At 46.9% G+C, this 22,958-nt stretch carries 17 protein-coding genes and 1 riboswitch; of the genes, 8 read left to right on the top strand and 9 right to left on the bottom strand.

All coding sequences use genetic code 11. The features are described 5' to 3' along the window. Positions 1–51: 51 nt before the first annotated feature. Positions 52–1,392 (bottom strand): 30S ribosomal protein S12 methylthiotransferase RimO, encoded by a 1,341-nt coding sequence (gene rimO, locus HPC38_RS00775; RefSeq protein ID WP_208119375.1) that lies wholly within the window; start codon positions 1,390–1,392, stop codon positions 52–54. 361 nt (positions 1,393–1,753) lie between these two features. Between rimO and aceE the strand changes: the two genes are divergently transcribed. The 3 genes from aceE to lpdA all read left to right on the top strand — a co-directional run bounded on the left by aceE (position 1,754) and on the right by lpdA (position 7,817). After that, entirely contained in the window at positions 1,754–4,417 is a 2,664-nt protein-coding gene (aceE, locus tag HPC38_RS00770) for a pyruvate dehydrogenase (acetyl-transferring), homodimeric type (RefSeq protein WP_208119374.1), read from the top strand. Positions 4,418–4,440: 23 nt separating this feature from the next. Further along, entirely contained in the window at positions 4,441–6,324 is a 1,884-nt protein-coding gene (aceF, locus tag HPC38_RS00765) for a pyruvate dehydrogenase complex dihydrolipoyllysine-residue acetyltransferase (protein WP_208119373.1), read from the top strand. Between the two features lie 71 nt (positions 6,325–6,395). Continuing rightward, the gene (gene lpdA / locus HPC38_RS00760) at positions 6,396–7,817 is read left to right on the top strand and encodes a dihydrolipoyl dehydrogenase (RefSeq protein ID WP_208119372.1); all 1,422 of its coding nucleotides are present in this window, start codon (positions 6,396–6,398) and stop codon (positions 7,815–7,817) included. A 65-nt stretch (positions 7,818–7,882) separates the two neighbouring features. On the opposite strand, the gene HPC38_RS00755 is transcribed toward lpdA, so the two are convergent. Next, on the bottom strand, positions 7,883–8,305 hold the full coding sequence (locus tag HPC38_RS00755; protein WP_208119371.1) for a hypothetical protein: 423 nt from the start codon (positions 8,303–8,305) through the stop codon (positions 7,883–7,885). Positions 8,306–8,467: 162 nt separating this feature from the next. Between HPC38_RS00755 and HPC38_RS00750 the strand changes: the two genes are divergently transcribed. From HPC38_RS00750 to HPC38_RS00740, 3 genes are read left to right on the top strand one after another with little or no spacing between them, the layout of a single operon-like run. After that, positions 8,468–9,181 (top strand): DNA methyltransferase family protein, encoded by a 714-nt coding sequence (locus HPC38_RS00750; protein WP_208119370.1) that lies wholly within the window; start codon positions 8,468–8,470, stop codon positions 9,179–9,181. Beyond that, entirely contained in the window at positions 9,159–10,676 is a 1,518-nt protein-coding gene (locus HPC38_RS00745) for an Eco57I restriction-modification methylase domain-containing protein (protein WP_208119369.1), read from the top strand. Before HPC38_RS00750 ends, HPC38_RS00745 begins: the two co-directional genes overlap by 23 nt. Beyond that, positions 10,669–13,152, top strand: a complete 2,484-nt coding sequence (locus tag HPC38_RS00740) for a GIY-YIG nuclease family protein (RefSeq protein WP_208119368.1) — start codon at positions 10,669–10,671, stop codon at positions 13,150–13,152. The genes HPC38_RS00745 and HPC38_RS00740 overlap by 8 nt, the downstream gene beginning before the upstream one ends. Before the next feature lie 43 nt (positions 13,153–13,195). Here HPC38_RS00740 and bioB read toward each other — a convergent pair whose 3' ends face one another. From bioB to rho, 7 genes are all read right to left on the bottom strand, one after another. Next, a complete protein-coding gene (gene bioB / locus HPC38_RS00735) occupies positions 13,196–14,212 on the bottom strand; it encodes a biotin synthase BioB (protein WP_208119367.1) in 1,017 nt (338 codons plus the stop codon). Between the two features lie 65 nt (positions 14,213–14,277). Next, a complete protein-coding gene (gene thiQ / locus HPC38_RS00730) occupies positions 14,278–14,907 on the bottom strand; it encodes a thiamine ABC transporter ATP-binding protein (protein ID WP_208119366.1) in 630 nt (209 codons plus the stop codon). Beyond that, positions 14,891–16,486, bottom strand: coding sequence for a thiamine/thiamine pyrophosphate ABC transporter permease (gene thiP / locus HPC38_RS00725; protein WP_328805194.1), 1,596 nt, complete (start codon positions 16,484–16,486; stop codon positions 14,891–14,893). Before thiP ends, thiQ begins: the two co-directional genes overlap by 17 nt. Continuing rightward, complete coding sequence (thiB, locus tag HPC38_RS00720; RefSeq protein ID WP_208119365.1) at positions 16,486–17,484, bottom strand: thiamine ABC transporter substrate binding subunit; 999 nt, start codon at positions 17,482–17,484, stop codon at positions 16,486–16,488. The genes thiP and thiB overlap by 1 nt, the downstream gene beginning before the upstream one ends. Before the next feature lie 32 nt (positions 17,485–17,516). Then, positions 17,517–17,608, bottom strand: a riboswitch (TPP riboswitch). A gap of 39 nt (positions 17,609–17,647) precedes the next feature. Then, a complete protein-coding gene (locus HPC38_RS00715; RefSeq protein WP_208119364.1) occupies positions 17,648–18,085 on the bottom strand; it encodes an RrF2 family transcriptional regulator in 438 nt (145 codons plus the stop codon). Between the two features lie 111 nt (positions 18,086–18,196). Further along, a complete protein-coding gene (locus HPC38_RS00710) occupies positions 18,197–19,666 on the bottom strand; it encodes a YdgA family protein (protein ID WP_208119363.1) in 1,470 nt (489 codons plus the stop codon). 95 nt (positions 19,667–19,761) lie between these two features. Beyond that, on the bottom strand, positions 19,762–21,024 hold the full coding sequence (rho, locus tag HPC38_RS00705) for a transcription termination factor Rho (protein WP_208119466.1): 1,263 nt from the start codon (positions 21,022–21,024) through the stop codon (positions 19,762–19,764). Positions 21,025–21,252: 228 nt separating this feature from the next. Here rho and rhlB point away from each other — a divergent pair, with 228 nt between their 5' ends. Further along, positions 21,253–22,521, top strand: coding sequence for an ATP-dependent RNA helicase RhlB (gene rhlB / locus HPC38_RS00700; RefSeq protein ID WP_208119362.1), 1,269 nt, complete (start codon positions 21,253–21,255; stop codon positions 22,519–22,521). 122 nt (positions 22,522–22,643) lie between these two features. Further along, positions 22,644–22,958 carry a ribosome silencing factor gene (rsfS, locus tag HPC38_RS00695; protein WP_235977539.1) on the top strand — a complete coding sequence of 105 codons (315 nt, stop codon included), beginning with the start codon at positions 22,644–22,646 and terminating at the stop codon, positions 22,956–22,958.

The following is a 22,958-nucleotide window of genomic DNA, read 5'->3' as shown; positions in this document are numbered from 1 at the left end:
AGGTGCAATAAAAAGGGGCATATATGCCCCTTTTTAGTATGTTTTCGAACGCTATGAGCGGACAATATCGCCCCACAGGTCATACTCATCACTATGAGTAATCTTCGCTTGCACAAAATCACCGACCTTGACCGCACTTTGCGTTGGGTTTTGTAGATACACCAGCCCGTCGATTTCGGGGGCATCGGCCATTGAGCGTGCGATAATACCGTCATCGTCAATTTCGTCGATGAGCACAGTGAGCGTTTGCCCCACTTTTTGTGCTAAACGTGTAGTGGAAATGCGCTGTTGGGTTTGCATAAAGCGGTGGTAACGTTCTTCTTTCACCTCTTCAGGCACTTGCTCTGCCATCTCGGTGGCAGGTGCGCCTTCCACTGGGCTAAATTTAAAGCAGCCCACACGGTCAAGCTGTGCCGCTTCTAAGAAATCTAACAGTTGTTGAAAATCGTCTTCCGTTTCCCCTGGAAAGCCGACAATAAAGGTTGAGCGCAAGGTTAATTGTGGGCAAATTTCACGCCATTGCTTAATGCGTTCTAAAGTGCGGTCAATGCTACCAGGGCGCTTCATCGCTTTGAGAATTTTAGAGCTAGCATGTTGTAGCGGAATATCTAAATACGGCAGAATTTTACCCTGCGCCATTAGTGGGATAAGTTTGTCCACATGGGGATACGGATAAACATAATGCAGCCGCACCCACACGCCGAGGGTGGCAAGCTGCTCGCACAACGCTTGAAGCGAATTGTTTAGCGGCATGCCATTCCAAAAGGCGATTTTGCTTTTCTCTTTTTTAGTCTTATCGAGGGCGTAAGCACTGGTGTCTTGGGATACCACTAACAGCTCTTTCACGCCAGCGTCCACCAGCCGTTTTGCCTCATCGAGCACCTGTCCGATAGGACGGCTGTCAAGGTCTCCACGCATAGACGGGATAATGCAAAACGTGCAGCGATGGTCGCAACCTTCAGAGATTTTCAAATAGGCATAATGCTTTGGCGTGAGTTTGATACCTTGTTTGGGCACTAGGCTCAAATAGGGGTTGAATTCAGGGCGTGGGACATATTTATGCACCTGTTTAAGCACGGTTTCATAACTGTGCGGGCCACTGATAGCCAGTACATTAGGATAGACTTCGCGAATTTGGTCTTCTTTTGCGCCAAGACAACCAGTGACGATCACTTTGCCATTCTCATCTAATGCTTCACCGATGGCTTCCAGCGACTCTTGCACGGCAGAGTCAATAAAACCACAGGTGTTTACGATCACAAGCTCCGCATTATCATAATTAGGCACAATGTTATAGCCTTGCGTGCGCAGCTCGGTTAAAATCCGCTCCGAATCGACTAAGTTTTTCGGGCAGCCTAAACTTAAAAATCCAATATTAGGGCTATTGCTCATCTTGTATCCCACAGAAAAAACCGCACTTTTGTGCTGCTTGAAAATTAAACGCGCTATTTTAGAGAATTTTTCGCCAAAAGGCTATGAATTTGCACAGGGAAAAATGCAAAGTGCGGTCTTGGCACTTGAAATTATCAAAATTGGTAATTTTTTACAAAAAAAGTTGAGTAAATGGCGGATATTTTACAGATAGGGATTAATTTTTTTGCAAATTTAGGCTATATTAAACAAGATAATTTTTAGCATTTTTATTACAAACCATTAATATTTATTTTATGGAAAAAAATAAATCTGCTTTTCGTGTAAGTGATCATCAAATCTGTGGCTTGACCGCACTTTTGAACAACAAAAAGGAAATACTATGTCCGATATGGTTAAAAATGACGTGGATACAGCGGAAACAAATGATTGGCTATTAGCCATCGATTCCGTGATCCGTGAAGAAGGCGTTGAACGTGCACAGTTTATTATTGAGCAATTAATGCAGCGTGCACGCGCTAACAATGTTTCCTTGCCAACTGGCACCACCACTGACTATGTCAACACCATTCCAACCGCTGATGAACCTAATTATCCAGGTAATTTAGACATTGAGCGTCGTATCCGTGGCGCTATTCGCTGGAATGCTATTATGATGGTGTTGCGCGCCTCGAAAAAAGACCTAGAACTCGGCGGTCACATGGCGTCATTCCAGTCTGCCGCAACCATGTATGAAGTGTGTTTTAACCATTTCTTCAAAGCTCGTACAGAACAAAGTGGGGGGGATTTAGTCTTCTTCCAAGGTCATATTTCTCCAGGAATTTATGCTCGCGCTTTCCTTGAAGGCCGCTTAAGCGAAGAACAATTGGATAACTTCCGTCAAGAGGTGCATGGTCATGGTTTATCTTCCTACCCGCATCCAAAATTAATGCCAGAATTTTGGCAATTCCCAACCGTATCTATGGGCTTAGGGCCATTGAATGCCATTTATCAAGCGCGTTTCTTGAAATACCTTGAACACCGTGGCTTGAAAGACACCTCTGATCAAACTGTTTACGCCTTCTTAGGTGATGGTGAAATGGACGAAGTCGAATCACGTGGTGCGTTGGCGTTTGCGGCACGCGAGAAACTAGACAATTTGGTATTCGTGATCAACTGTAACTTGCAACGTCTTGATGGGCCAGTCACAGGTAACAGCAAAATTATTCAAGAGTTAGAAGGTCAATTCACAGGCTGTGGCTGGGAAGTGATCAAAGTCATTTGGGGCCGCCGTTGGGATCGCCTATTGCAACGCGATACCTCAGGCAAATTGCTACAACTGATGACCGAAGTGGTGGACGGCGACTATCAAACCATGAAATCTAAAGATGGCGCCTATGTGCGTGAACATTTCTTTGGCCGTTACCCTGAAACGGCGGCATTGGTTGCGGATATGACCGATGATGAAATTTGGGCATTAAACCGTGGTGGCCATGACCCAATTAAAGTGTTCGCGGCGTTTAACAAAGCGAAACAAGTGAAAGGCAAACCGGTTGTGCTTTTAGTGAAAACTATTAAAGGCTACGGCATGGGTGAAGCTGCCGAAGGTAAAAATATTGCTCACCAAGTGAAAAAAATGGATATGTCTGGCGTGCGTCATGTGCGTGATTATTTCTCAATCCCAGTCAGTGATGAGAATATTGAGAAATTGCCATACATCAAATTTGAAGAAGGCTCAGACGAGTACAAATATCTCCACGAGCGTCGCCAAGCACTCAATGGCTACTTACCAACTCGTGCGCGCCGTTTCACCACAGAGCTTGACGTGCCACCGCTGGAAGACTTTTCACAACTGTTTGAAGCGCAAAACCGCCCAATTTCAACCACCATGGCGTTTGTGCGTTCATTGAACGTGTTATTGAAAAATAAATCAGTGGGTAAACACATTGTGCCAATCATTGCCGACGAAGCCCGTACTTTTGGTATGGAAGGTTTATTCCGCCAAATCGGTATTTACAACCCACATGGTCAAAACTACACCCCACAAGATCGTGAACAAGTGGCCTATTATCGTGAAGCAGTGGACGGCCAAGTGCTGCAAGAAGGCATCAACGAGCAAGGTGCAACTGCATCATGGTTGGCGGCAGCGACCTCTTACAGCACCAACAACGTGCCAATGATCCCATTCTTTGTTTATTACTCTATGTTTGGTTTCCAACGTGTGGGTGATTTAATGTGGGCAGCAGGTGATCAACAAGCACGCGGCTTTATGATCGGTGGCACATCAGGACGTACAACCTTAAATGGTGAAGGTTTACAACACGAAGATGGCCACAGCCACATTCAATCTGCGGTGATTCCAAACTGTGTGTCTTATGACCCAGCATTTGCTTTTGAAGTGGCAGTGATTATCCAAGATGGTGTGCGTCGTATGTATGGTCCAGACCAAGAAAACGTGTACTACTACATCACCACCTTGAACGAAACCTACGACCAACCAGCCATGCCAAAAGGTGCGGAAGAAGGTATCCGCAAAGGTATCTACAAATTTGAGACCGTCAATGGTCAAGGCAAAGGCAAGGTGCAATTACTCGGCTCTGGTGCGATTTTACGCCATGTGCGTGAAGCCGCTAAGCTCTTGGCCGATGACTTTGGTGTGACATCTGATGTTTACAGCGTGACTTCATTTACAGAATTGGCACGTGAAGGTGCGGATGCCGAACGTTACAATATGTTGCATCCAACTGACAAAGCCCGTGTGCCGTATATTGCGCAAGTGATGAACGATGCACCAGCGGTGGCAGCGACAGATTACATCAAATTATATGCTGAACAAGTGCATCCATTTGTACCTGCCTCAAGCTATCGCGTGCTGGGCACTGATGGTTTTGGTCGTTCCGACAGCCGTGAGAACTTGCGTGAACACTTTGAGGTGAATGCGCACTATGTTGTGGTGGCAGCATTGACCGAATTGGCAGCGAAAGGTGATATTGATAAGAAAGTGGTTGCTGATGCGATTGCGAAATATGGTATTGATGCGGATAAAATCAATCCACTATACGCATAATCAGTTAAGAATAAGGAAATAGTATGTCTAAACAAATTCAAGTACCTGATATCGGTGGCGACGAAGTCACCGTAACAGAAGTGATGGTAAAAGTAGGCGATAAAGTTGATGTTGACCAAAGCATTATCAATGTTGAGGGCGACAAAGCCTCAATGGAAGTGCCATCGCCAGAAGCTGGCGTGGTGAAAGAGTTGCTAGTAAAAGAAGGCGATAAAGTGTCTACTGGCAGCCCAATGATGGTGCTCGAAGCCGAGGGCGCAGCAGAGGCTGCGCCTGCTAAAGCTGAAGAAAAACCAGCCGAGAAACCTACACAAGCCGCTCAAAGTGCGGTTGTGGATGTCAACGTGCCTGATATCGGTGGCGATGAAGTTAACGTAACCGAAATCATGGTGGCTGTGGGTGATAAAGTAGAAGCAGAGCAGTCACTCATCACCGTTGAAGGCGACAAAGCCTCAATGGAAGTGCCAGCGCCATTTGCGGGTGTGGTGAAAGAAATCTTAATCAAAAGCGGCGACAAAGTGTCTACTGGCAGCTTGATTATGCGCTTTGAAACCAGCGAAGGCGGTGAAAGTGCGGTTGCAGAAAGCACTGCCGAAGCCTCAGCACCAGCTGCAGGTGGCGTGGTTGATGTCAACGTGCCAGATATTGGCGGTGACGAAGTTAATGTAACTGAAATCATGGTATCTGTCGGTGATAGCGTCAGCGAAGAGCAATCACTGATCACTGTTGAAGGCGATAAAGCCTCGATGGAAGTGCCAGCACCATTTGCCGGTGTGGTGAAAGAAATCTTGGTGAAAGATGGCGACAAAGTCGCAACTGGCAGTCTAATTATGCGCTTTGAAGTGGCAGGAGCTGCGCCTGCGCAAGCGCCAGCAAAAACCGAAGCAAAAACGGAAGAAAAAGCGCCAGCGTCTACTGCGAAAAATGAAAGTGCGGTCAGCTCACAACAAGAAGTGGTAGAAAGTGCGACATTTGCTCACGCAACCCCTGTTGTGCGCCGTTTAGCACGCGAGTTTGGTGTCAACCTTGATAAAGTGAAAGGCACCGGTCGCAAAGGCCGTATCTTGAAAGAAGACGTACAAAACTACGTTAAAAACATCATCAAACAAGTGGAATCTGGCCAAGCGCCTGCCGCATCAAGCGGTGTAGCGAATGGCGCAGGCTTAGGCTTGTTACCATGGCCAAAAGTGGACTTCAGCAAATTTGGTGAAGTCGAAGAAGTTGAATTAACTCGCATCAACAAAATCTCGGGTGCAAATCTTCATCGCAACTGGGTGATGATCCCACACGTTACGCATTTTGACCGTGCTGACATCACTGAGCTGGAAGCGTTCCGCAAAGAGCAAAACGTACTGTCTGAAAAACAAAAATGGGGCGTGAAAATCACTCCTGTGGTGTTCATTATGAAAGCCGCTGCTAAAGCACTTGAGGCCTACCCACGCTTTAACAGCTCCATTTCAGAAGACGGCCAACGTTTGACACTGAAAAAATACATCAACATCGGTGTGGCGGTGGATACACCAAATGGTCTTGTGGTGCCAGTGTTTAAAGATGTCAACAAAAAAGGCATTATTGAGCTTTCTCGTGAGTTGATGGAAGTCTCTAAAAAAGCACGCGAAGGCAAACTGACCGCCAGCGATATGCAAGGTGGCTGTTTCACCATTTCAAGCCTCGGTGGCTTAGGTACAACCCACTTTGCGCCAATTGTGAACGCACCTGAAGTGGCGATTCTTGGGGTATCTAAATCCGACATGGCGCCAGTGTGGAATGGTAAAGAGTTTACACCGCGCTTGATGCTGCCATTGTCATTATCGTTTGACCACCGCGTGATCGACGGCGCTGACGGTGCGCGTTTCATTAGCTACATTGGCAGCGTATTGGCAGATCTTCGTCGCTTAGTCATGTAATCGAAATCCAGCCCACGCTTTCGGGCGTGGGATAATGAACCAAAGTGCGGTTGCACACAAAAGGGGAAATTATGAGTAAAGAGATTAAAACCCAAGTGGTTGTTTTAGGTGCAGGTCCTGCGGGGTATTCTGCAGCATTTCGTTGCGCCGATTTAGGCTTGGAAACCGTAATTGTTGAACGTTATTCAACACTGGGTGGTGTTTGTTTGAACGTTGGCTGTATTCCATCAAAAGCCTTATTGCATGTGGCGAAAGTGATTGAAGAGGCCAAAGCGCTGGCACAACACGGTATCGTTTTCGGTGAGCCAAAAACTGACGTTGAAAAAATCCGCGGCTGGAAAGAAAAAGTCATCAGCCAACTAACAGGCGGTTTGGCGGGCATGGCGAAAATGCGTAAAGTGCAAGTGGTCAATGGCTACGGTAAATTCTCAGGCCCGAACACCATTATTGTGGCAGGCGAAAAAGAAGATGTCACCATCAAATTTGACAACGCGATTATTGCCGCAGGTTCTCGCCCAATTCAATTGCCATTTATCCCACACGAAGACCCACGCATTTGGGATTCAACCGACGCATTAGAGCTTAAAGAAGTGCCTGAAAACTTGCTCATCATGGGCGGTGGTATCATCGGCCTTGAAATGGGTACTGTGTATCATGCGCTTGGCTCTAATATTGATGTGGTAGAAATGTTTGACCAAGTGATCCCAGCGGCAGATAAAGACATCGTCAAAGTGTTCACTAAGCGCATCAGTGACAAATTCAACTTGATGTTGGAAACCAAAGTTACTGCGGTGGAAGCCAAAGAAGATGGCATTTATGTGTCAATGGAAGGCAAAGCCAATGAAACCAAACGCTATGACGCCGTGCTTGTTGCTATCGGTCGTACACCAAACGGCAAATTGATTGATGCCAACCTCGCAGGCGTTGAAGTGGACGAACGTGGCTTTATCCGTACTGACAAACAAATGCGCACCAACGTTGACCACATCTTCGCCATCGGCGACGTGGTTGGCCAACCAATGTTGGCGCACAAAGGGGTGCATGAAGGCCACGTGGCAGCGGAAGTGATCGCGGGCAAAAAACACTACTTCGACCCGAAAGTTATCCCATCAATTGCCTACACCGAGCCTGAAGTGGCGTGGGTGGGCAAAACCGAGAAAGAATGTAAAGCCGAAGGCATCAACTACGAAGTGGCTACATTCCCATGGGCGGCATCAGGCCGTGCGATCGCCTCTGACTGCTCAGACGGCATGACCAAGCTGATTTTCGACAAAGAATCTCACCGCGTGATCGGTGGTGCCATTGTGGGGACTAACGGCGGTGAATTGCTGGGCGAAATCGGCCTTGCGATCGAAATGGGCTGTGATGCGGAAGATCTTGCCCTCACAATCCATGCTCACCCAACCTTGCATGAGTCTGTTGGCCTTGCCGCTGAAGTGTTTGAAGGGACTATCACCGACCTGCCAAACGCCAAAGCGAAAAAGAAAAAATAATGCAAGTTAAACGCAAAACCGCACTTTAAAGTGCGGTTTTTTGTTAAAAAATGCCAAACTGCATTTTATGTTTTTGATGGAATAACATGCGTTTTGTGTAAGGCGAGGATAACATCACTCACCGTATTTTTTTGTGCATCAGGTAGTTCCATAAAACATGCAAAAAGTTCCTTCTCTTTTGCACTGAGGGCGTTTTCCCACACATAAAGATGGCGATTACGTCTCATTTCACCGAGTTCTAATTTTTTCAGCTTTTCAAGCGAGACAAATTCCAGCATATCCACTTCAAGCCAAGCGCTGAGCAAGCGTAAGTTAGCAAGGCGTGGAATTGATTTCCCACATAGCCATTTGCGGACAGCCTGCGGTGTCACGGTTTCCCCGTGATTTCGTAAATTAAATTCTCTTTCGAGTACGGCAGGCGTAGCGTCATATCCTTTGTCGGTCAACGCTTTGATTAAACGTGCTGAAAATCGGCTCTTATCATTCATAGCGCTCACGCTATCACTGTTAGTAAAAAAAGATAAAACCAGTTTTACAAAAGTTAAATAATGATCAAAAATAGTTACTATGAAATAGCCTTATTAAAAAGACTTGTAGTGATAACTGAAAAGCAAATAGTTTCCAAAAAAAGAGTGGCAGATCATGGTGAGGTGTACACACGCCCCCAAGAGGTGAATGCCATGCTGGATTTGGTTTCCGATCAATGTGAGCGGATCACCAGCCGATTTCTTGAGCCAGCGTGCGGTACGGGCAATTTTCTGCTTGAAATTTTACGGCGAAAACTGGCGGTGGTGCGCAAGGCATATAAACGCAGCCAAGTGGAATACGAACGTAATGCGGTCAGCGCAGTTGGCTCCATTTATGGCATTGAGCTGCTGCCAGACAATGTTGAACAGTGCCGCACACGCTTGTTTGAGTTGGTGGAGCGTGAGTACCGCACTTTGTTTAAACGCCATGCCAAGCCCCGCTTTTTACGCACCATTCACTATATTTTGACATTGAATATTGTGCATGGTGATGCCCTTGAGATGACGGCCAAAACCCAGTTCACGTTGCCAGAATCCTTGCCACCCTCACTCAAAGCCCTTGCCCAAGAGGCGATTATTTTCCCGCATTGGTCATTTGTGAGCGATAACTTACTGAAGCGACACGATTATTTATTTGACCGCCTCGTCAACCACGGCGGGCAAAAGTGCGGTAAAAAAGCGCAAAAGTCCGCTTTAACGCCATCACGCCAAAACCGTCAGGCAGATTTGTTTTCTGATGAAGCTGTGGTGCAAGACGATGACCCTTCTCGCTCGTTTTTTCAATACCCACCGACACACTATTTGGAGATAGCCGATGCCTACCCTATTGAACCATAATCCTGATGTGCTTTCGTGCTTGGCGAGCCTGTCTAACGATGAGGTGTTCACGCCCCCAAGTGTGGTCAACCAAATGCTCGATCGGCTACCACAATCGCTATTTAGCGACCCTAACAGCACGTTTTTAGACCCAGCCACCAAATCGGGTGTATTTTTGCGTGAAATTGCCAAACGGCTGATTGTGGGGTTGCAACCGCACTTTCCCGATCTACAAGCACGGCTTAACCATATTTACACCCACCAATTATTCGGCATTGGCATTACCGAGCTGACCGCACTGTTAAGCCGCCGCAGCCTTTATTGTTCTCGCACCGCGAACAATGCGTTTTCTCAATGCCAAGTGTTTGATGATGAACACGGGAATATTTTTTATCGTGCTATTGCGCATGAGTGGGTCGATGGCAAATGCCGCCACTGTGGCGCAAGCCAAGCCGTGTTTGACCGCGGCGAAAACCGAGAAAGCCACGCCTACAATTTTATTCACAACCCGATCGCACTTTTTGAGAAATTAAACAGCATGAAATTTGACGTTATTATTGGCAATCCGCCTTATCAACTCAGTGATGGCGGCGCACAAGCGAGCGCAAAGCCAATTTATCACTTATTTGTTGAACAGGCGAAAAAACTCAACCCTGACTACTTAATCATGATTATTCCTGCACGTTGGTATTCTGGCGGCAAGGGATTAGATGATTTTCGAGCGGCGATGCTTGCTGATCGCGATATTTGTGAATTGCACGACTTTCCAAACTCAAGTGATTGCTTTTCAGGTGTTCAAATTGAAGGGGGGGTGTGTTATTTCCTGCGGAAAAAGGGGTATCAAAGTGATTGTGAAGTGTCAAATTATGGACAAGGAAAATGTGTTTCTCGCCTAAAGCGCCCATTAAAGGAGCAAGAGCTGGATTTTTTTATTCGGGATAATAATGCCATTGGAATCCTCAATAAGATATCAGCTTTAGAGGAAAAATCCTTTAGCAAATTAGTTAGTCCAAGAAAGCCTTTTGGTTTTCCGACTAATTTTAGAGGTTATATTAAAAGTAAACATAATACTGTGAAGATTTATGTGAATAAGTCGATGAACTATATTAGTCGAGATGAAGTTAAACAAAATAAAGAATGGATAGATAAGTATAAAGTTTATATTTCAGAAGCCTACGGTATGGGGAGTACGTTTCCTTCACAAATTATCAATAAGCCATTTTTAGGTGAACCGAATACCTGCTGTTCAGAAACTTATTTGTTGATAGGTCCATTTGATGATGAGTATAGCGCAAAAAATGCTATTTCATACATTAAAACTCGTTTTTTCCGTTTTATGGTTTTTTTATTAAAAAATACTCAGCATGGTACACAAAAAGTCTATCAACTCGTCCCTATGCAAGACTTTTCCCAGCCTTGGTCTGATGAAAAACTGTATCAAAAATATGGCTTAACTGAGCAAGAGATTGCCTTTATTGAATCGATGGTGCGACCAATGGAGGCAAGCGATGAATAGCTTACTGAGCCGATTGGCGACACCGACGATTTATGCTTATCAAGACAGCCGTTTCCCAGGTTGCTTAAAGGTGGGGTTCACACAGCGCAGTGCCGCTGAGCGAGTGAGAGAACAGCAAAGTGCGGTTAAAATGCCATCTCAATCATGGAAAATTGTGTTAGAGGAAAGTGCGGTTTGCAATGACAAGCACTATATTCGCGATCACGATGTGCATCGCATTTTGGCGCAACACGGATTTGAACGCCTTGAGGGGGAGTGGTTTCGTTGTGGGCTTAATGATGTGAAAAAAGCCATCAACATTGCGAAAAATCCAGACAAAGCGTTGGATTTTAACCGCACTTGTGATTTTGCGATGCGCCCAGAGCAGCAAAGTGCGGTTGAAAAAACTGCCGATTATTTCCGCCGCTTTCATCAAGACCCGATGAATAAAGGCAAAGAACCCAAATTTTTATGGAATGCCAAAATGCGTTTTGGCAAAACCTTTGCTGCCTATCAATTGGTGAAAACCATGGGCTGGAAACGGGTGCTGATTCTCACCTTTAAACCAGCGGTGCAAAGTGCGTGGGAAGATGATCTTGCCCATCATGTTGATTTCAACGGTTGGCATTTTGTCAATAATATCAGTGGCGCAACACCGCCAGATATGACTCACCTTGATAAGCCGATGATCTGTTTTAGTTCCTTGCAAAATGTGGGGGGCAAAACAAAACAAGGCAAAATTAAAGCGCATAATCAATGGCTGCACGATTTCAATTGGGATTGTATCATTTTTGATGAATATCACTTTGGGGCATGGAAAGAGAACACCAAAAAATTGGTCAATGACGAAGTGGAAGAGGCAGAGTATTGCGACACCGATGATTTGCCGATTACCTGCAATCACTATCTTTATCTTTCTGGCACGCCATTTAGAGCATTGCAAAACGGTGAGTTTATCGAAGAAGCGATCTATAACTGGACTTATTCCGACGAGCAACACGCCAAAGCCCAGTGGCAAGGTGAGAATAATCCTTATGCTGCATTGCCACAAATGGTGATGCTGACCTATAAGTTATCCGATGATGTGATCAATGTGGCGCAAGAAAGTGAGTTCAATGAGTTTAGCCTCAATGAGTTTTTTAAAGCGGAGGGGGAAAAAGATAAAGCGCGCTTTGTTTATGAGGAGTCGGTGCAAAAATGGCTCAACATTATCCGCTATGGTTCTAACACCTTGCATACATCAATTGATGAGTTGCGCATGGGGGCAGAAAAACCACCTATGCCGTTTAGTGACAGTGATTTGCTCAATGCGCTGTTGCATACGGTGTGGTTTTTGCCCGATGTGGCTGCCTGCCATGCCATGGCAAATTTGTTACGCAAAAAAGCCAACCAATTTTATCATGATTATCATATTGTGGTGGCAGCAGGGGCTGAGGCAGGGATTGGCGTTAAGGCATTAGCGCCCGTGCGCAAAGCCATTGGTAAAAATGGGTTGAAAAGCAAATCCATCACCTTAACATGCGGTAAATTGACAACTGGGGTATCGGTGCCTGAATGGACAGGCATCTTTATGCTGCGCAACAGCAGCACGCCTGAGAGCTATTTCCAAGCAGCGTTTCGAGTGCAAACACCGTGGACATTGAAGGGGCAAGACCGTGAGCGCCCAAACGACATCGCTATTTTGAAAGAAAAGTGCTATGTCTTTGATTTTGCGCCTAACCGTGCGTTGTCGCAAATTGCCGAATACAGCAACAGCTTAAATGCCGATCCTGACCTTTCTCTTGAGCGTAAGGTTGCCGATTTTATCGAATTTATGCCAGTGCTGGCCTACGATGGCGGTGTGATGACACAAATTAATGCGGAAGCCTTATTGGACATCGCCACTAAGAGCATTAGTGCGACATTGCTAGCACGCCGTTGGCAAAGTGCACTGTTGGTGAATGTGAACAATGATGTGCTAAAAGCATTGCAAAATAACCCACAAGCTTTGGCTGCGTTGCAAAAAATTGAAGGGTTTCGTTCACTGCATGAAGACATTAGCACCATCATCAATAAATCAGAGGCGATAAAAGATAAAAAGAAAAAGCAAAGCGAAGGAAAACTTAACACCAAAGAGGAAAAAGAATTAAAAGCCGATGAAAAAGAACGCACAAGCCTACGCAAAGAAATTCAGAAAAAACTGATTCAATTTGCCACCCGCATTCCGATTTTTATGTATTTAACAGATGATCGTGAAAACACCTTGAAAGATGTTATCACGCAAGTTGAGCCTGAGCTGTTTGAAAAGGTGACGGGGTTAACACAAGAGGATTTTGAGTTGTTGGTGCAATTGAATCTCTTTAATGAAAGTTTGATGAATAGCGCGATCTACAATTTCCGCCGTTATGAGGATGCCAGCCTGAATTATACGGGGATCGATCGCCATCAACATGAGCTGCATATCGGCTTGTGGGACACCACCATCACACAGGCAGAGTATCAAACGTTGGATAATTAATTTAAAGTGCGGTTACATCAAGGGCTGACCGCACTTTGCATTTTTAGGCGGTTTCTTCTGGCGTGTCTGCCTGATTGTGCCCAGCAGGGTACAAGTCAAGTTTAGCCATCAATGCCATGTCGCTGTCTTCTTGTGGCAGTGGGGTGGTGAGCAGTTTATCACCGTAGAAAATGGAGTTGGCGCCCGCCATAAAGCACATCGCCTGCATGCTCTCCGACATGCCATGCCGCCCAGCGGAGAGGCGTACGTAGCTTTTTGGCATGGTGATGCGCGCCACCGCAATGGTGCGGACAAATTCAGTCCAGTCAAGCTCTTCTGCGTCCATCATTGGCGTGCCTTCCACCTTGACTAATTGGTTAATAGGCACAGATTCAGGCTGCGGATCAAGGTTGGCCAAGCTGGCAATTAAGCCTGCGCGCTCTTTGCGCGTCTCGTTCATGCCCACAATGCCGCCACAACATACTTTCAAGCCAGCGTTGCGCACTTTGCCAAGGGTATTGATACGGTCATCAAAGCGCCGTGTGCCAATGACTTCTTTGTAGTGCTCAGGGGCGGTGTCGAGGTTGTGGTTGTAATAATCTAAGCCCGCCTCTTTGAGCTGTTCGGCCATGCCGTCTTGTAGCAGGCCAAAGGTGCCGCAGGTTTCAAGGCCTAACGCTTTCACGGCTTTGATGATTTTGGTGAGCTTTTCCACATCTTTTGGCTTTGGCCCACGCCACGCAGCCCCCATGCAAAAACGCCCTGCGCCACGGGCTTTAGCGATTTTAGCTTTCTCGATGATTTCGTCCACATCGAGCAATTTTTCGTTTTGCACACCCGTGTGGTAGCGCGCTGACTGCGGGCAATAGCCACAATCCTCTGGGCAACCACCCGTTTTGATCGAAAGTAGGGTAGAAAGCTGAATGGCTTGCGGGTCAAAATGGGCACGGTGGACTTGTGCCGCGCGGAAAATCAAATCCAAAAAGGGGGTTTCAAATAATGCTTCGACTTTGCACACCGACCAGTATTCCACGCTCGGGTGGGGGGTGAGTTGGCTCAGTTCAATGGGTTGTACGCTCATCAAAAATCCTTTTTCTAAGTTATTTCGGCTATGGTAACGGAAAACGATTATTTACTTAAGCAAATTTATATTAATTTTCCATTTTCGACCACCACCGTGCGTGAAATAAACGACCGTACTTCATCAAGCTGATGCGTGACCATCACCACCGTCAGCGCGCGTTCAGCGCTGATGCGCGCCAGCAGCGAGAGCATATCGCCACGCAGTGCGGCATCTAAGGCAGAAAAAGGTTCATCAAGCAGTAAAATTGGCCTATCGCGCAGTAAGGTGCGCGCCAGTGCCACCCGTTGTTGTTGCCCGCCTGAAAGCGCATCGGGCGTGCGGGAGAGCAGTTCACGAATGCCCATTTGCTCGGCAATGGTGTCAATTTGGCGCTGTTGTGCGGCAGTGATGCGCAAGTGCGGTTGCAAGCCCAGCGCGATATTTTGGGCACAGGTGAGGTGGTCAAATAAATTGTGCGCTTGAAACAACATTGACACAGGGCGCAGGTGTGGCGCACTGTGGGTGTGGTTTTCGCCTGCCAACACAATGTCACCGCCACTGGGCGGCAAAAAGCCTGCGATTAAATTCAGCAGCGTGGATTTGCCTGCGCCACTTTTGCCCACCAGCGCCAGATGTTCACCGGCTGCAACGTCAAGGTTAAAGCAAAAAGCGGTTTCGGCATAATGAAATTGGAGATTATGAAGTTTTATCATCTTTTTCGATCACTAAAAAAAGTGCTGCGCATAATAGCAAAAGCACAAGTGCGGTTAGAGCACCATCCCCCGTGCGATAATGCCCGAGTTGTTGATACAACAGTCTTGGCAGTGAGGTTAAGTCTTGGCTGCCAAACAGCGCAATAGCGGTGAAATCGCCTAAAGACAACGCGCAAGCATACGCCAGTGCGCTGCGCAGTGGCTGTTTGAGGGTGTTCCATTCCACCCACTCAAAGCGTGAGAATCCTGTAATACCTAAAGATTGGCAAAGGCGTTGGTAGCGCTGCATATTGTCATAAAGTACAGGCTGCAAAATGCGCAGAGCAAACGGCATGGCCACCAGCGCATTGCACAATGCGACCACACCAAATAGCCACCATGTGCTGTCTAGATCACGCAAAGCCAAATAAAGCCCCGTGGCAATCACCAGCATAGGCAAGGCGAGAATGACCATGCCGATATTCATCAGCTCGCGCGCACTTTTCGCAAAGCCATAAAAATGCAACTGCCGTGCGCACAGCAGCAATGCCACGCTCATGCCTATGCACATCATCCCCGCACAACACGCCAGCGCGAGGGAATATTGTGTTGCCCGCCAAATATCTGTCCATGTGCTGGTGCTCAGCGTGTTGAGCGAACTTATCCCTTGCATAAGAATGTTGCCCAGTGGCAGTGCCACAAACAGTGCCAGCGCGCATAATGCTAACCGATGAAAAAAGCGCAAAGTGCGCTCAGGCGTGGGCAAAAACGCGTGCGAGGGGGTTCCACTTGTGCTGGTGTGGGTTGTGAACACATGGCTAAGGCGAAAAAGCAACGAACAAATCAGCAGCTGCACCACGGCTAACATCGCTGCGCGGGCGAGATCAAAATCAAAGGTTAAGGCTTGATAAATCGCCACCTCAAGGGTGGTGTATTTTGGCCCACCGCCGAGGGTGAGCACAATGGCAAAGCTGGTGAAACAGAGCATAAAAATCAGCGTGGCGGTGGGCAGAAGCTGTTTTTTTAAGTAAGGCAGCTCAAGGAGCGTGAACAAATTTAGGCGGCGAATATTTAATTGCGCCGCCAGTTTGTATTGCTCTGACGGAATGCTTTGCAGGGCGCTGTAAAACAATTTGGTGGCCAGCGGCAAGTTGAAATACAGGTGCGCTAGCAAAATGCCTGACAAGCCATAAATGCTCAGCGGCTCGCCTTGCCCGAAAAACATCAAAGTGCGGTTGAGCCAGCCTGAAAGACCGTAAACCCCCAGCAGCCCAAACACCGCCACCAGCGTGGGCAGCACAAAGGTGAGCGAACACAGCTTGAGCAGCAAGCCCTTTCCCAAAAATTGTTGGTAGTGCAGCGCATGGGCGCACACCAGCCCTAACGCCGTGCTTAACAGCGTGCTGAGCAGCGCTTGAAATAGGCTAAATTGAATGATATGCCAAAAATAGGACGAGCGAAAAAGCCCGCGCCAATCGCCAAAGCCAGCTTGGGCGAGCAGTTGCCCTGCACTGTTGAGATACAACGCCAATAACGCTAATGCCACGCTGCTGCCGAGCAGGCACTGCGTGGCGGAAAGTTGGCGAAATGCGCCTTTCACTATTGGCTAAGGGCTTGTTGCCACACGTTGATTTGCGCCTTGCTTTGAATGTCGCTTGGATACGGCACAGGCAGGCTGGCAAATGGCTTGAAGGCATCATATTGCGCGTTGACTGAGGTTTTAATCACTGGCAACATCACATTTTTCAACGCAATGGTTTTTTGCGCCTCAGGGCTGATCAAAAATGCTAGGAATTGATCCGCGAGTTTTGGGTGCAATGCGCTTTTGGTTTTGGCCGCCAGTTCAATTTGCACAATATGCCCTTCGGCAAAAGGCGCGGCGACGTAGTTGTCTTTCCCTTCATTGATTTGGTGATAAAGCGGCGAGGTGTTATAACTTAGCACCATATCCGATTCGCCTTTCAAAAATGCGCCGTAGCTTTCCGACCAGCCTTTGCCCACGGTGACGGTGTGTTTTGCCAAACGCTTCCACGCCTCGGCTACGTCATTTTTCGGGTAAACATTGTTCATCCATGCCAATAAGCCGCGCCCAACGGTGGAGGTGCGTGGGTCTTGGTAGATAATTTTAATGTCTTGGCGATCGACTAACTCTTTCAGGCTTTGTGGTGGGTTTTTGAGTTTTTGGTTGTCGTAGATAAACGCATATTGCCCATAGTCATACGGCAAAAAGGTGTGATTGTCCCACTTTTGCGGCAAGGCTAGGGTGTTAAGTTTCACCTTGTTGCTGTCGAACAAATCGGAATTCTCTGCCTCGGGCAGCAAGTTGTTATCCAATCCCACTACCACATCAACTTTGGCTTTTTTGCCTTGCAGGCGCAAGCGATTAAACATCGTTACGGCATCTTCAAAGGTGACAAAATTCACTTCACAACCGCACTTTTGCTCAAAGGCGGTTTTCAATTCAGGGCCTGGCCCCCATTTGGAGGTGAATGAGTCATAACCGTAAACCGTTAATACGGGTTTGGCTGCGGCATAAGCCCCCGCATTTGAAAGGGTGATTAAAAGTGCGGTTGCCAGAATAGTTTTTTTGATAGTCATAGGAAATCCTTTTGTTAAAAAAGGATCTAAGTGCGGTGTCCCGTCTCAAATCCCTTCGCTGCTACTAATCAGATCAGGTTCAATGGGTATTTTCTCAGCGCTTCGCGCACCCCAATGAGAACGATTTATCATAACCAAACGTGCGCATGCGGTAAAGAGGGAATTAACCGACTTTGTTTTCAATAGGGGGGTAAAATTGTGTGCCGAGCAGCTCTGGCTGGTTGATGACATCACGCAAGGTGTATTGACTAAGCACACCGTAAAACGCAGCCAGCCCTTGCTCAAAAATGCACGGCAGTTGGCAATGGCTAACAATGCAGCAGCCATCACATTTCACATACGGGTCGTCGCCTTCGACTTTTTGAATGATTTCACCAAGATTGAGGGCATCAGGCTGAGAGGCAAGGGCAATACCGCCCCCTTTGCCGCGCTTGGAGTGGATGAATCCCAGTTTACTGAGATTGTGGATCACTTTCATCAAATGATTTTCAGAAATTTGATACGCTTGGGCAATTTCTTGAATGGTACTTAATTTGTCAGGATGCGTTGTTAGATAAATCAACACTCGCAGGCTGTAGTCTGTGAATTTATTTAATCTCATCCGCGCTTCTCACTCATCAATTTGGGGTAGTATAACATAAATTGTAAAGTGCGGTCAGGTGGCCAAAGAAAAAGGCGATGAAATCATCGCCTTTTTGATCTCGCTTATGGGTTAATAAAAGCCCGCGCCTAAAATACCCATCAGTAGCATATTGGCGATGTCCTTTTCAGGAATGACGGTGCCGTTGAGTTTCAGCTCACCTTTGTCTAGCTTAAGCTCAAGCGTATAGTGCTCGTCACTTTGTTTTTGCAAAATGTTTTCAGCCACCGCACTTTGCAGCATTTCATCCACATCGGCTTGTGCTTGTGAGAGTGCAGTTTTTGCATCAGCATCTTCATCGATCATGTTTAGCGCTTTTACCGTTTCGGTCAATGCGGGTTTGTTGACATCGGCATTGATGGCAAAGCGATCAAATAACGAGAGCACTTTGCCTTTCATCAACGCTTTTTGCCAATCAGCTTGAGCAAAGGCAATATCCGCGGTCACTTTATTTTCACCCACGCTGTTGGTGAGGCTAAATGGCTGGAGTTTTAGCTCAGGTTGATGTTGGAAAAAGGCCATGCCTGCACTTTGCAATGCGTGCTCAAGGCGCGCTTCGTCCATATTTTGGGCGTTGCGAATGGTGGCCATTAGTTCGTCTAAGGCTTTGGCGTCTAAATGGTTGAAAGCGATGTCATAAAATAGTTTGCCTAAATCTTGCCCAGAGAGCACTACTTTATCGGCTTGCAGTTTTGAGCGAACATTAACCGAATCGTTATCAAGTGTCACATCACCGTTGGCATCGAGGTTTTTCAATGAGAAAAATGCCTTCGCGTCAGCTTGCGTGCTGTCGAACAGATCGAGCGAGTCAAGGGTGAGCTTTTGCGTGCCCACGCCAATGTTTTTGTATTCCGTTGGCTGGTAGTCTGATTTGACCGCGACATTGCTGAGCGTCATTTTAAACGGTGATGAATCGCCATCGAGGCCATCACTGGCGAGGCTGGTGATGGAGATACTGTCGATCTGCGTTTCCACCTTGCCGATGCCGTTGAGATCGGTATCGCTGATAAATTTAAATGGCGTTGAGGTAAACTCGCGTTGCCCATCTTCGCTGCGGTAGTTGATTGCTGCAAAATTAAGAGTTTGTGCCACAGTTTGATCGTAGCCAACAGTAAAATCGCCTTTCAGCGGTGTTTTGTCGTTAGTGGCTGCAAAAATAGGGCTAATACTTGGGTCGTTGAGTAATTCGATGTTGCCACTGGCCATCACGGGCAACCAGTGCAATGTCATTAAACGAGACAGTGGCAGTGGACCGTGTTCAACCAAAATTTTAAATGGCACAGTATAGCTTTTATTCTCTTGCGTGTCGGTTACCACCAGCTGATTTTCAATGGCGGTGGTGAATAAGTGTTTGTTGTATTTGGTAGTTTTGTACTCAAGTTTGTAAGGCGAGGTGAGGGAGACTTGCGCAAACTCGCTGTTTACGCGTTCCACCAACTGTGGGTATTGTTCGGCTAACAGTTTGCCTGAATACCAACTGCCACCAAGCCAAGCCCCGCCTAAAACGACTGCTAACGTGAGTGCAATATAACGTTTTTTCATTCATTTCCCCTTAATTTGTAACGTTTTTGTTACTATAACAGCTTATCGGTAAAAAAACACCCGCAATGTGCGGGCGTTTAATTGGAAAAGTGCGGTTACGAGCGTTTCATCACTTCAAAAAACTCTTCGTTGGTTTTCGCCATCGCCAGTTTATCGAGCAAGAATTCCATCGCTTCAATCTCACCCATTGGGTGAACAATTTTGCGCAGAATCCACATTTTTTGCAGCTCATCAGGGGTGGTGAGTAGCTCTTCTTTACGGGTACCTGAGCGGTTGAAGTCAATGGCTGGGAATACGCGTTTTTCAGCAATTTTGCGTGAAAGGTGCAATTCCATGTTACCTGTACCTTTAAATTCTTCGTAGATCACTTCATCCATCTTTGAGCCTGTATCTACAAGTGCGGTGGCGATAATGGTTAAGCTACCGCCTTCTTCCACGTTACGCGCCGCACCAAAAAAGCGTTTTGGGCGGTGCAGCGCATTAGCGTCCACCCCACCTGAGAGAATTTTTCCTGATGCTGGGGTCACGGTGTTATATGCGCGCGCGAGTCGGGTGATGGAGTCAAGCAAGATCACCACGTCTTTTTTGTGTTCAACTAAGCGTTTAGCTTTTTCAATCACCATTTCCGCCACTTGCACATGGCGTGTTGCTGGCTCGTCAAAGGTCGAGGCCACCACTTCACCTTTCACCATGCGTTGCATCTCGGTCACTTCTTCTGGGCGCTCGTCGATCAACAACACCATTAGCACACATTCAGGGTAGTTGTAGGTGATGCTTTGTGCAATGCTTTGCAGCAACATGGTTTTCCCTGCTTTAGGTGGCGCGACAATCAAGCCACGTTGACCTTTACCGATTGGCGCCGCAAGGTCGAGAATGCGAGAGGTGAGATCTTCTGTTGAGCCGTTGCCGCGCTCCATATACATGCGGGAGTTGGCGTGCAGCGGAGTTAAGTTTTCAAATAGGATTTTGTTGCGGGAGATTTCAGGTTTGTCGGCGTTGACTTCTTTGATTTTTAATAAGGCAAAATAGCGCTCGCCTTCTTTCGGTGGGCGGATTTTGCCTTCCACCATATCGCCTGTGCGCAAGTTAAAACGGCGGATTTGGCTTGGTGAAACATAAATATCATCAGGCCCTGCCAAATAGGAGCTATCGGCTGAGCGCAAAAAGCCAAAGCCATCAGGTAGAATTTCTAGTACGCCGTCGCCGAAGATGTCTTCGCCGCTTTTAGCGTGCTGTTTTAAGATCGCAAAAATAATGTCTTGTTTGCGCAAGCGGGCTAAATTTTCTAACCCCATTTGCTCTTCGCCGAGCTTAACTAGCTCAGAGACAGGCGTGTTTTTCAGTTCTGTTAAATTCATAATGTAATATAGAAAAGTGTAAATTGAATTGATTAATGGAATGTTAAAGTGCGGTCGCACTAAAATTTTGAATGGGCGTAAAATTACCATTAAAACCGTGCACTGTCTAGCCTGATTTGCGAAATTCCGCCATAACCGTGCAATTATGTGATAAAAATCAAGTTTATTTTGTGGATAATGACGCAAAATGCTATGCTTAGGACTTTGAAAACAATTAAAGGAGTCGTCATGGAAAAAACTACCCACCTTACCTCATTGCGTTTTAGCGAATTGTCGCTACATCCGCAAGTTGCGCAAGCACTTGCGTGCAAGGGGTTTGATTTCTGTACGCCGATTCAAGCGCTCACCTTGCCGATCACGCTCTCTGGGCGCGATGTGGCAGGGCAGGCGCAAACGGGTACGGGGAAAACCATGGCGTTTTTGATTGCCACTTTCCACCATTTATTGAAAGATCAAGAAAGTGCGGTGCGCACTAATCAACCGCGCGCGCTAATTTTGGCGCCTACCCGTGAGTTGGCGGTGCAAATCGCCCACGATGCCGACACCTTGAGCGCACAAACGGGGTTGAAAACCGCACTGGCCTATGGTGGTGATGGCTACGATAAGCAGCTTAAAGCCATCGAACAAGGCGTGGATGTGCTGATTGGCACCACTGGGCGCGTTATCGATTATGTCAAACAAAACATCATCAACCTCGATAAAATCCAAGTGGTGGTACTGGATGAGGCGGATCGTATGTTCGATCTCGGCTTTATTCGTGACATTCGTTATCTGCTGCGCCGCTGCCCAGCCAACACCGAGCGCTTGACGATGTTATTTTCCGCCACGCTTTCCTATCGTGTCCGCGAGCTGGCCTTTGAAGACATGAACGATCCAGAATATATCGAAATTGAACCGCAGCAAAAAACTGCGGCGCAAATCTCTGAAGAGCTGTTTTATCCATCCAATCAAGATAAGATGCGCTTGCTGCAAACGTTGCTGGAAGAAGAATGGCCAGATCGCTGCATTATTTTTGCCAATACTAAACATCAGTGTGAAAACATCTGGGCGCATTTGGTCGCTGACGGTCATCGCGTTGGCTTGCTCACAGGTGATGTGGCGCAAAACAAACGTTTAGCCTTACTTGATAAATTCACCCAAGGTGCGTTGGATATTTTAGTTGCGACAGATGTGGCCGCGCGTGGCTTGCACATTCCAGCCGTGACCCATGTGTTTAACTATGATTTGCCAGATGATTGCGAAGACTATGTGCACCGCATTGGGCGTACAGGTCGTGCGGGTGAAACAGGCAAATCCATCAGTTTTGCCTGCGAGCAATATGCCATGAACTTGCCTGCGATTGAAGATTACATTGGCCACCATATTCCCGTTAGCCAATATGACGAAACCGCACTTTTAACCGACTTGCCAAAACCGCAGCGCCGCCGTCGCACCAGCAATAACAATCAGCGCACAGGCAATCGCAGCACCTCTCGCCGACGGAATTTTTCACGCTAATTATGACCACGCAACCGCACTTTGCTACCAAAAGTGCGGTCAGGCATTTCGCTTTTTTTACAAGTGCGGTTATAATTCCGCCTTTGTTTATTTTATTTTTAACACAATCTATGGGGAAACTTTTGCAAGATTCATTAGTCCAAACAGTGACAACAATTTTAGACGATTTAAAAGCCACCGATATTGATGTGTTTGACGTACGCGCCAACAGCAGCATTACCGATAATATGGTGATCTGCACGGGCACGTCGAGCCGCCATGTGGGATCCATTGCACAAAATCTTACGGAGCAATGTAAAAAGTGCGGTTTTGACGCATTTGGCGCTGAAGGTATTGAAACCGCTGATTGGGTGGTGGTCGATTTCGGGCAGGTGATTGTGCACGTTATGCAGCAAGAAAGCCGAGATCTCTACCAATTAGAAAAACTTTGGGGTTAA

Origin of the sequence: Spirabiliibacterium pneumoniae (genome assembly GCF_014884995.1) — a bacterium.
GTDB classification, from domain to species: domain Bacteria; phylum Pseudomonadota; class Gammaproteobacteria; order Enterobacterales; family Pasteurellaceae; genus Spirabiliibacterium; species Spirabiliibacterium pneumoniae.
The sequence above is the reverse complement of the archived record's forward strand: the minus strand, read 5'-3'. Positions and strand labels throughout refer to the sequence as shown.

Excerpts from the sequence above, each read along its gene's own strand:
- rimO (WP_208119375.1), bottom strand. The coding sequence starts at position 1,392 with ATGAGCAATAGCCCTAATATTGGATTTTTAAGTTTAGGCTGCCCGAAA.
- aceE (WP_208119374.1), top strand. The coding sequence starts at position 1,754 with ATGTCCGATATGGTTAAAAATGACGTGGATACAGCGGAAACAAATGAT.
- aceF (WP_208119373.1), top strand. The coding sequence starts at position 4,441 with ATGTCTAAACAAATTCAAGTACCTGATATCGGTGGCGACGAAGTCACC.
- lpdA (WP_208119372.1), top strand. The coding sequence starts at position 6,396 with ATGAGTAAAGAGATTAAAACCCAAGTGGTTGTTTTAGGTGCAGGTCCT.
- HPC38_RS00755 (WP_208119371.1), bottom strand. The coding sequence starts at position 8,305 with ATGAATGATAAGAGCCGATTTTCAGCACGTTTAATCAAAGCGTTGACC.
- HPC38_RS00745 (WP_208119369.1), top strand. The coding sequence starts at position 9,159 with ATGCCTACCCTATTGAACCATAATCCTGATGTGCTTTCGTGCTTGGCG.
- HPC38_RS00740 (WP_208119368.1), top strand. The coding sequence starts at position 10,669 with ATGAATAGCTTACTGAGCCGATTGGCGACACCGACGATTTATGCTTAT.
- bioB (WP_208119367.1), bottom strand. The coding sequence starts at position 14,212 with ATGAGCGTACAACCCATTGAACTGAGCCAACTCACCCCCCACCCGAGC.
- thiQ (WP_208119366.1), bottom strand. The coding sequence starts at position 14,907 with ATGATAAAACTTCATAATCTCCAATTTCATTATGCCGAAACCGCTTTT.
- thiB (WP_208119365.1), bottom strand. The coding sequence starts at position 17,484 with ATGACTATCAAAAAAACTATTCTGGCAACCGCACTTTTAATCACCCTT.
- HPC38_RS00715 (WP_208119364.1), bottom strand. The coding sequence starts at position 18,085 with ATGAGATTAAATAAATTCACAGACTACAGCCTGCGAGTGTTGATTTAT.
- HPC38_RS00710 (WP_208119363.1), bottom strand. The coding sequence starts at position 19,666 with ATGAAAAAACGTTATATTGCACTCACGTTAGCAGTCGTTTTAGGCGGG.
- rho (WP_208119466.1), bottom strand. The coding sequence starts at position 21,024 with ATGAATTTAACAGAACTGAAAAACACGCCTGTCTCTGAGCTAGTTAAG.
- rhlB (WP_208119362.1), top strand. The coding sequence starts at position 21,253 with ATGGAAAAAACTACCCACCTTACCTCATTGCGTTTTAGCGAATTGTCG.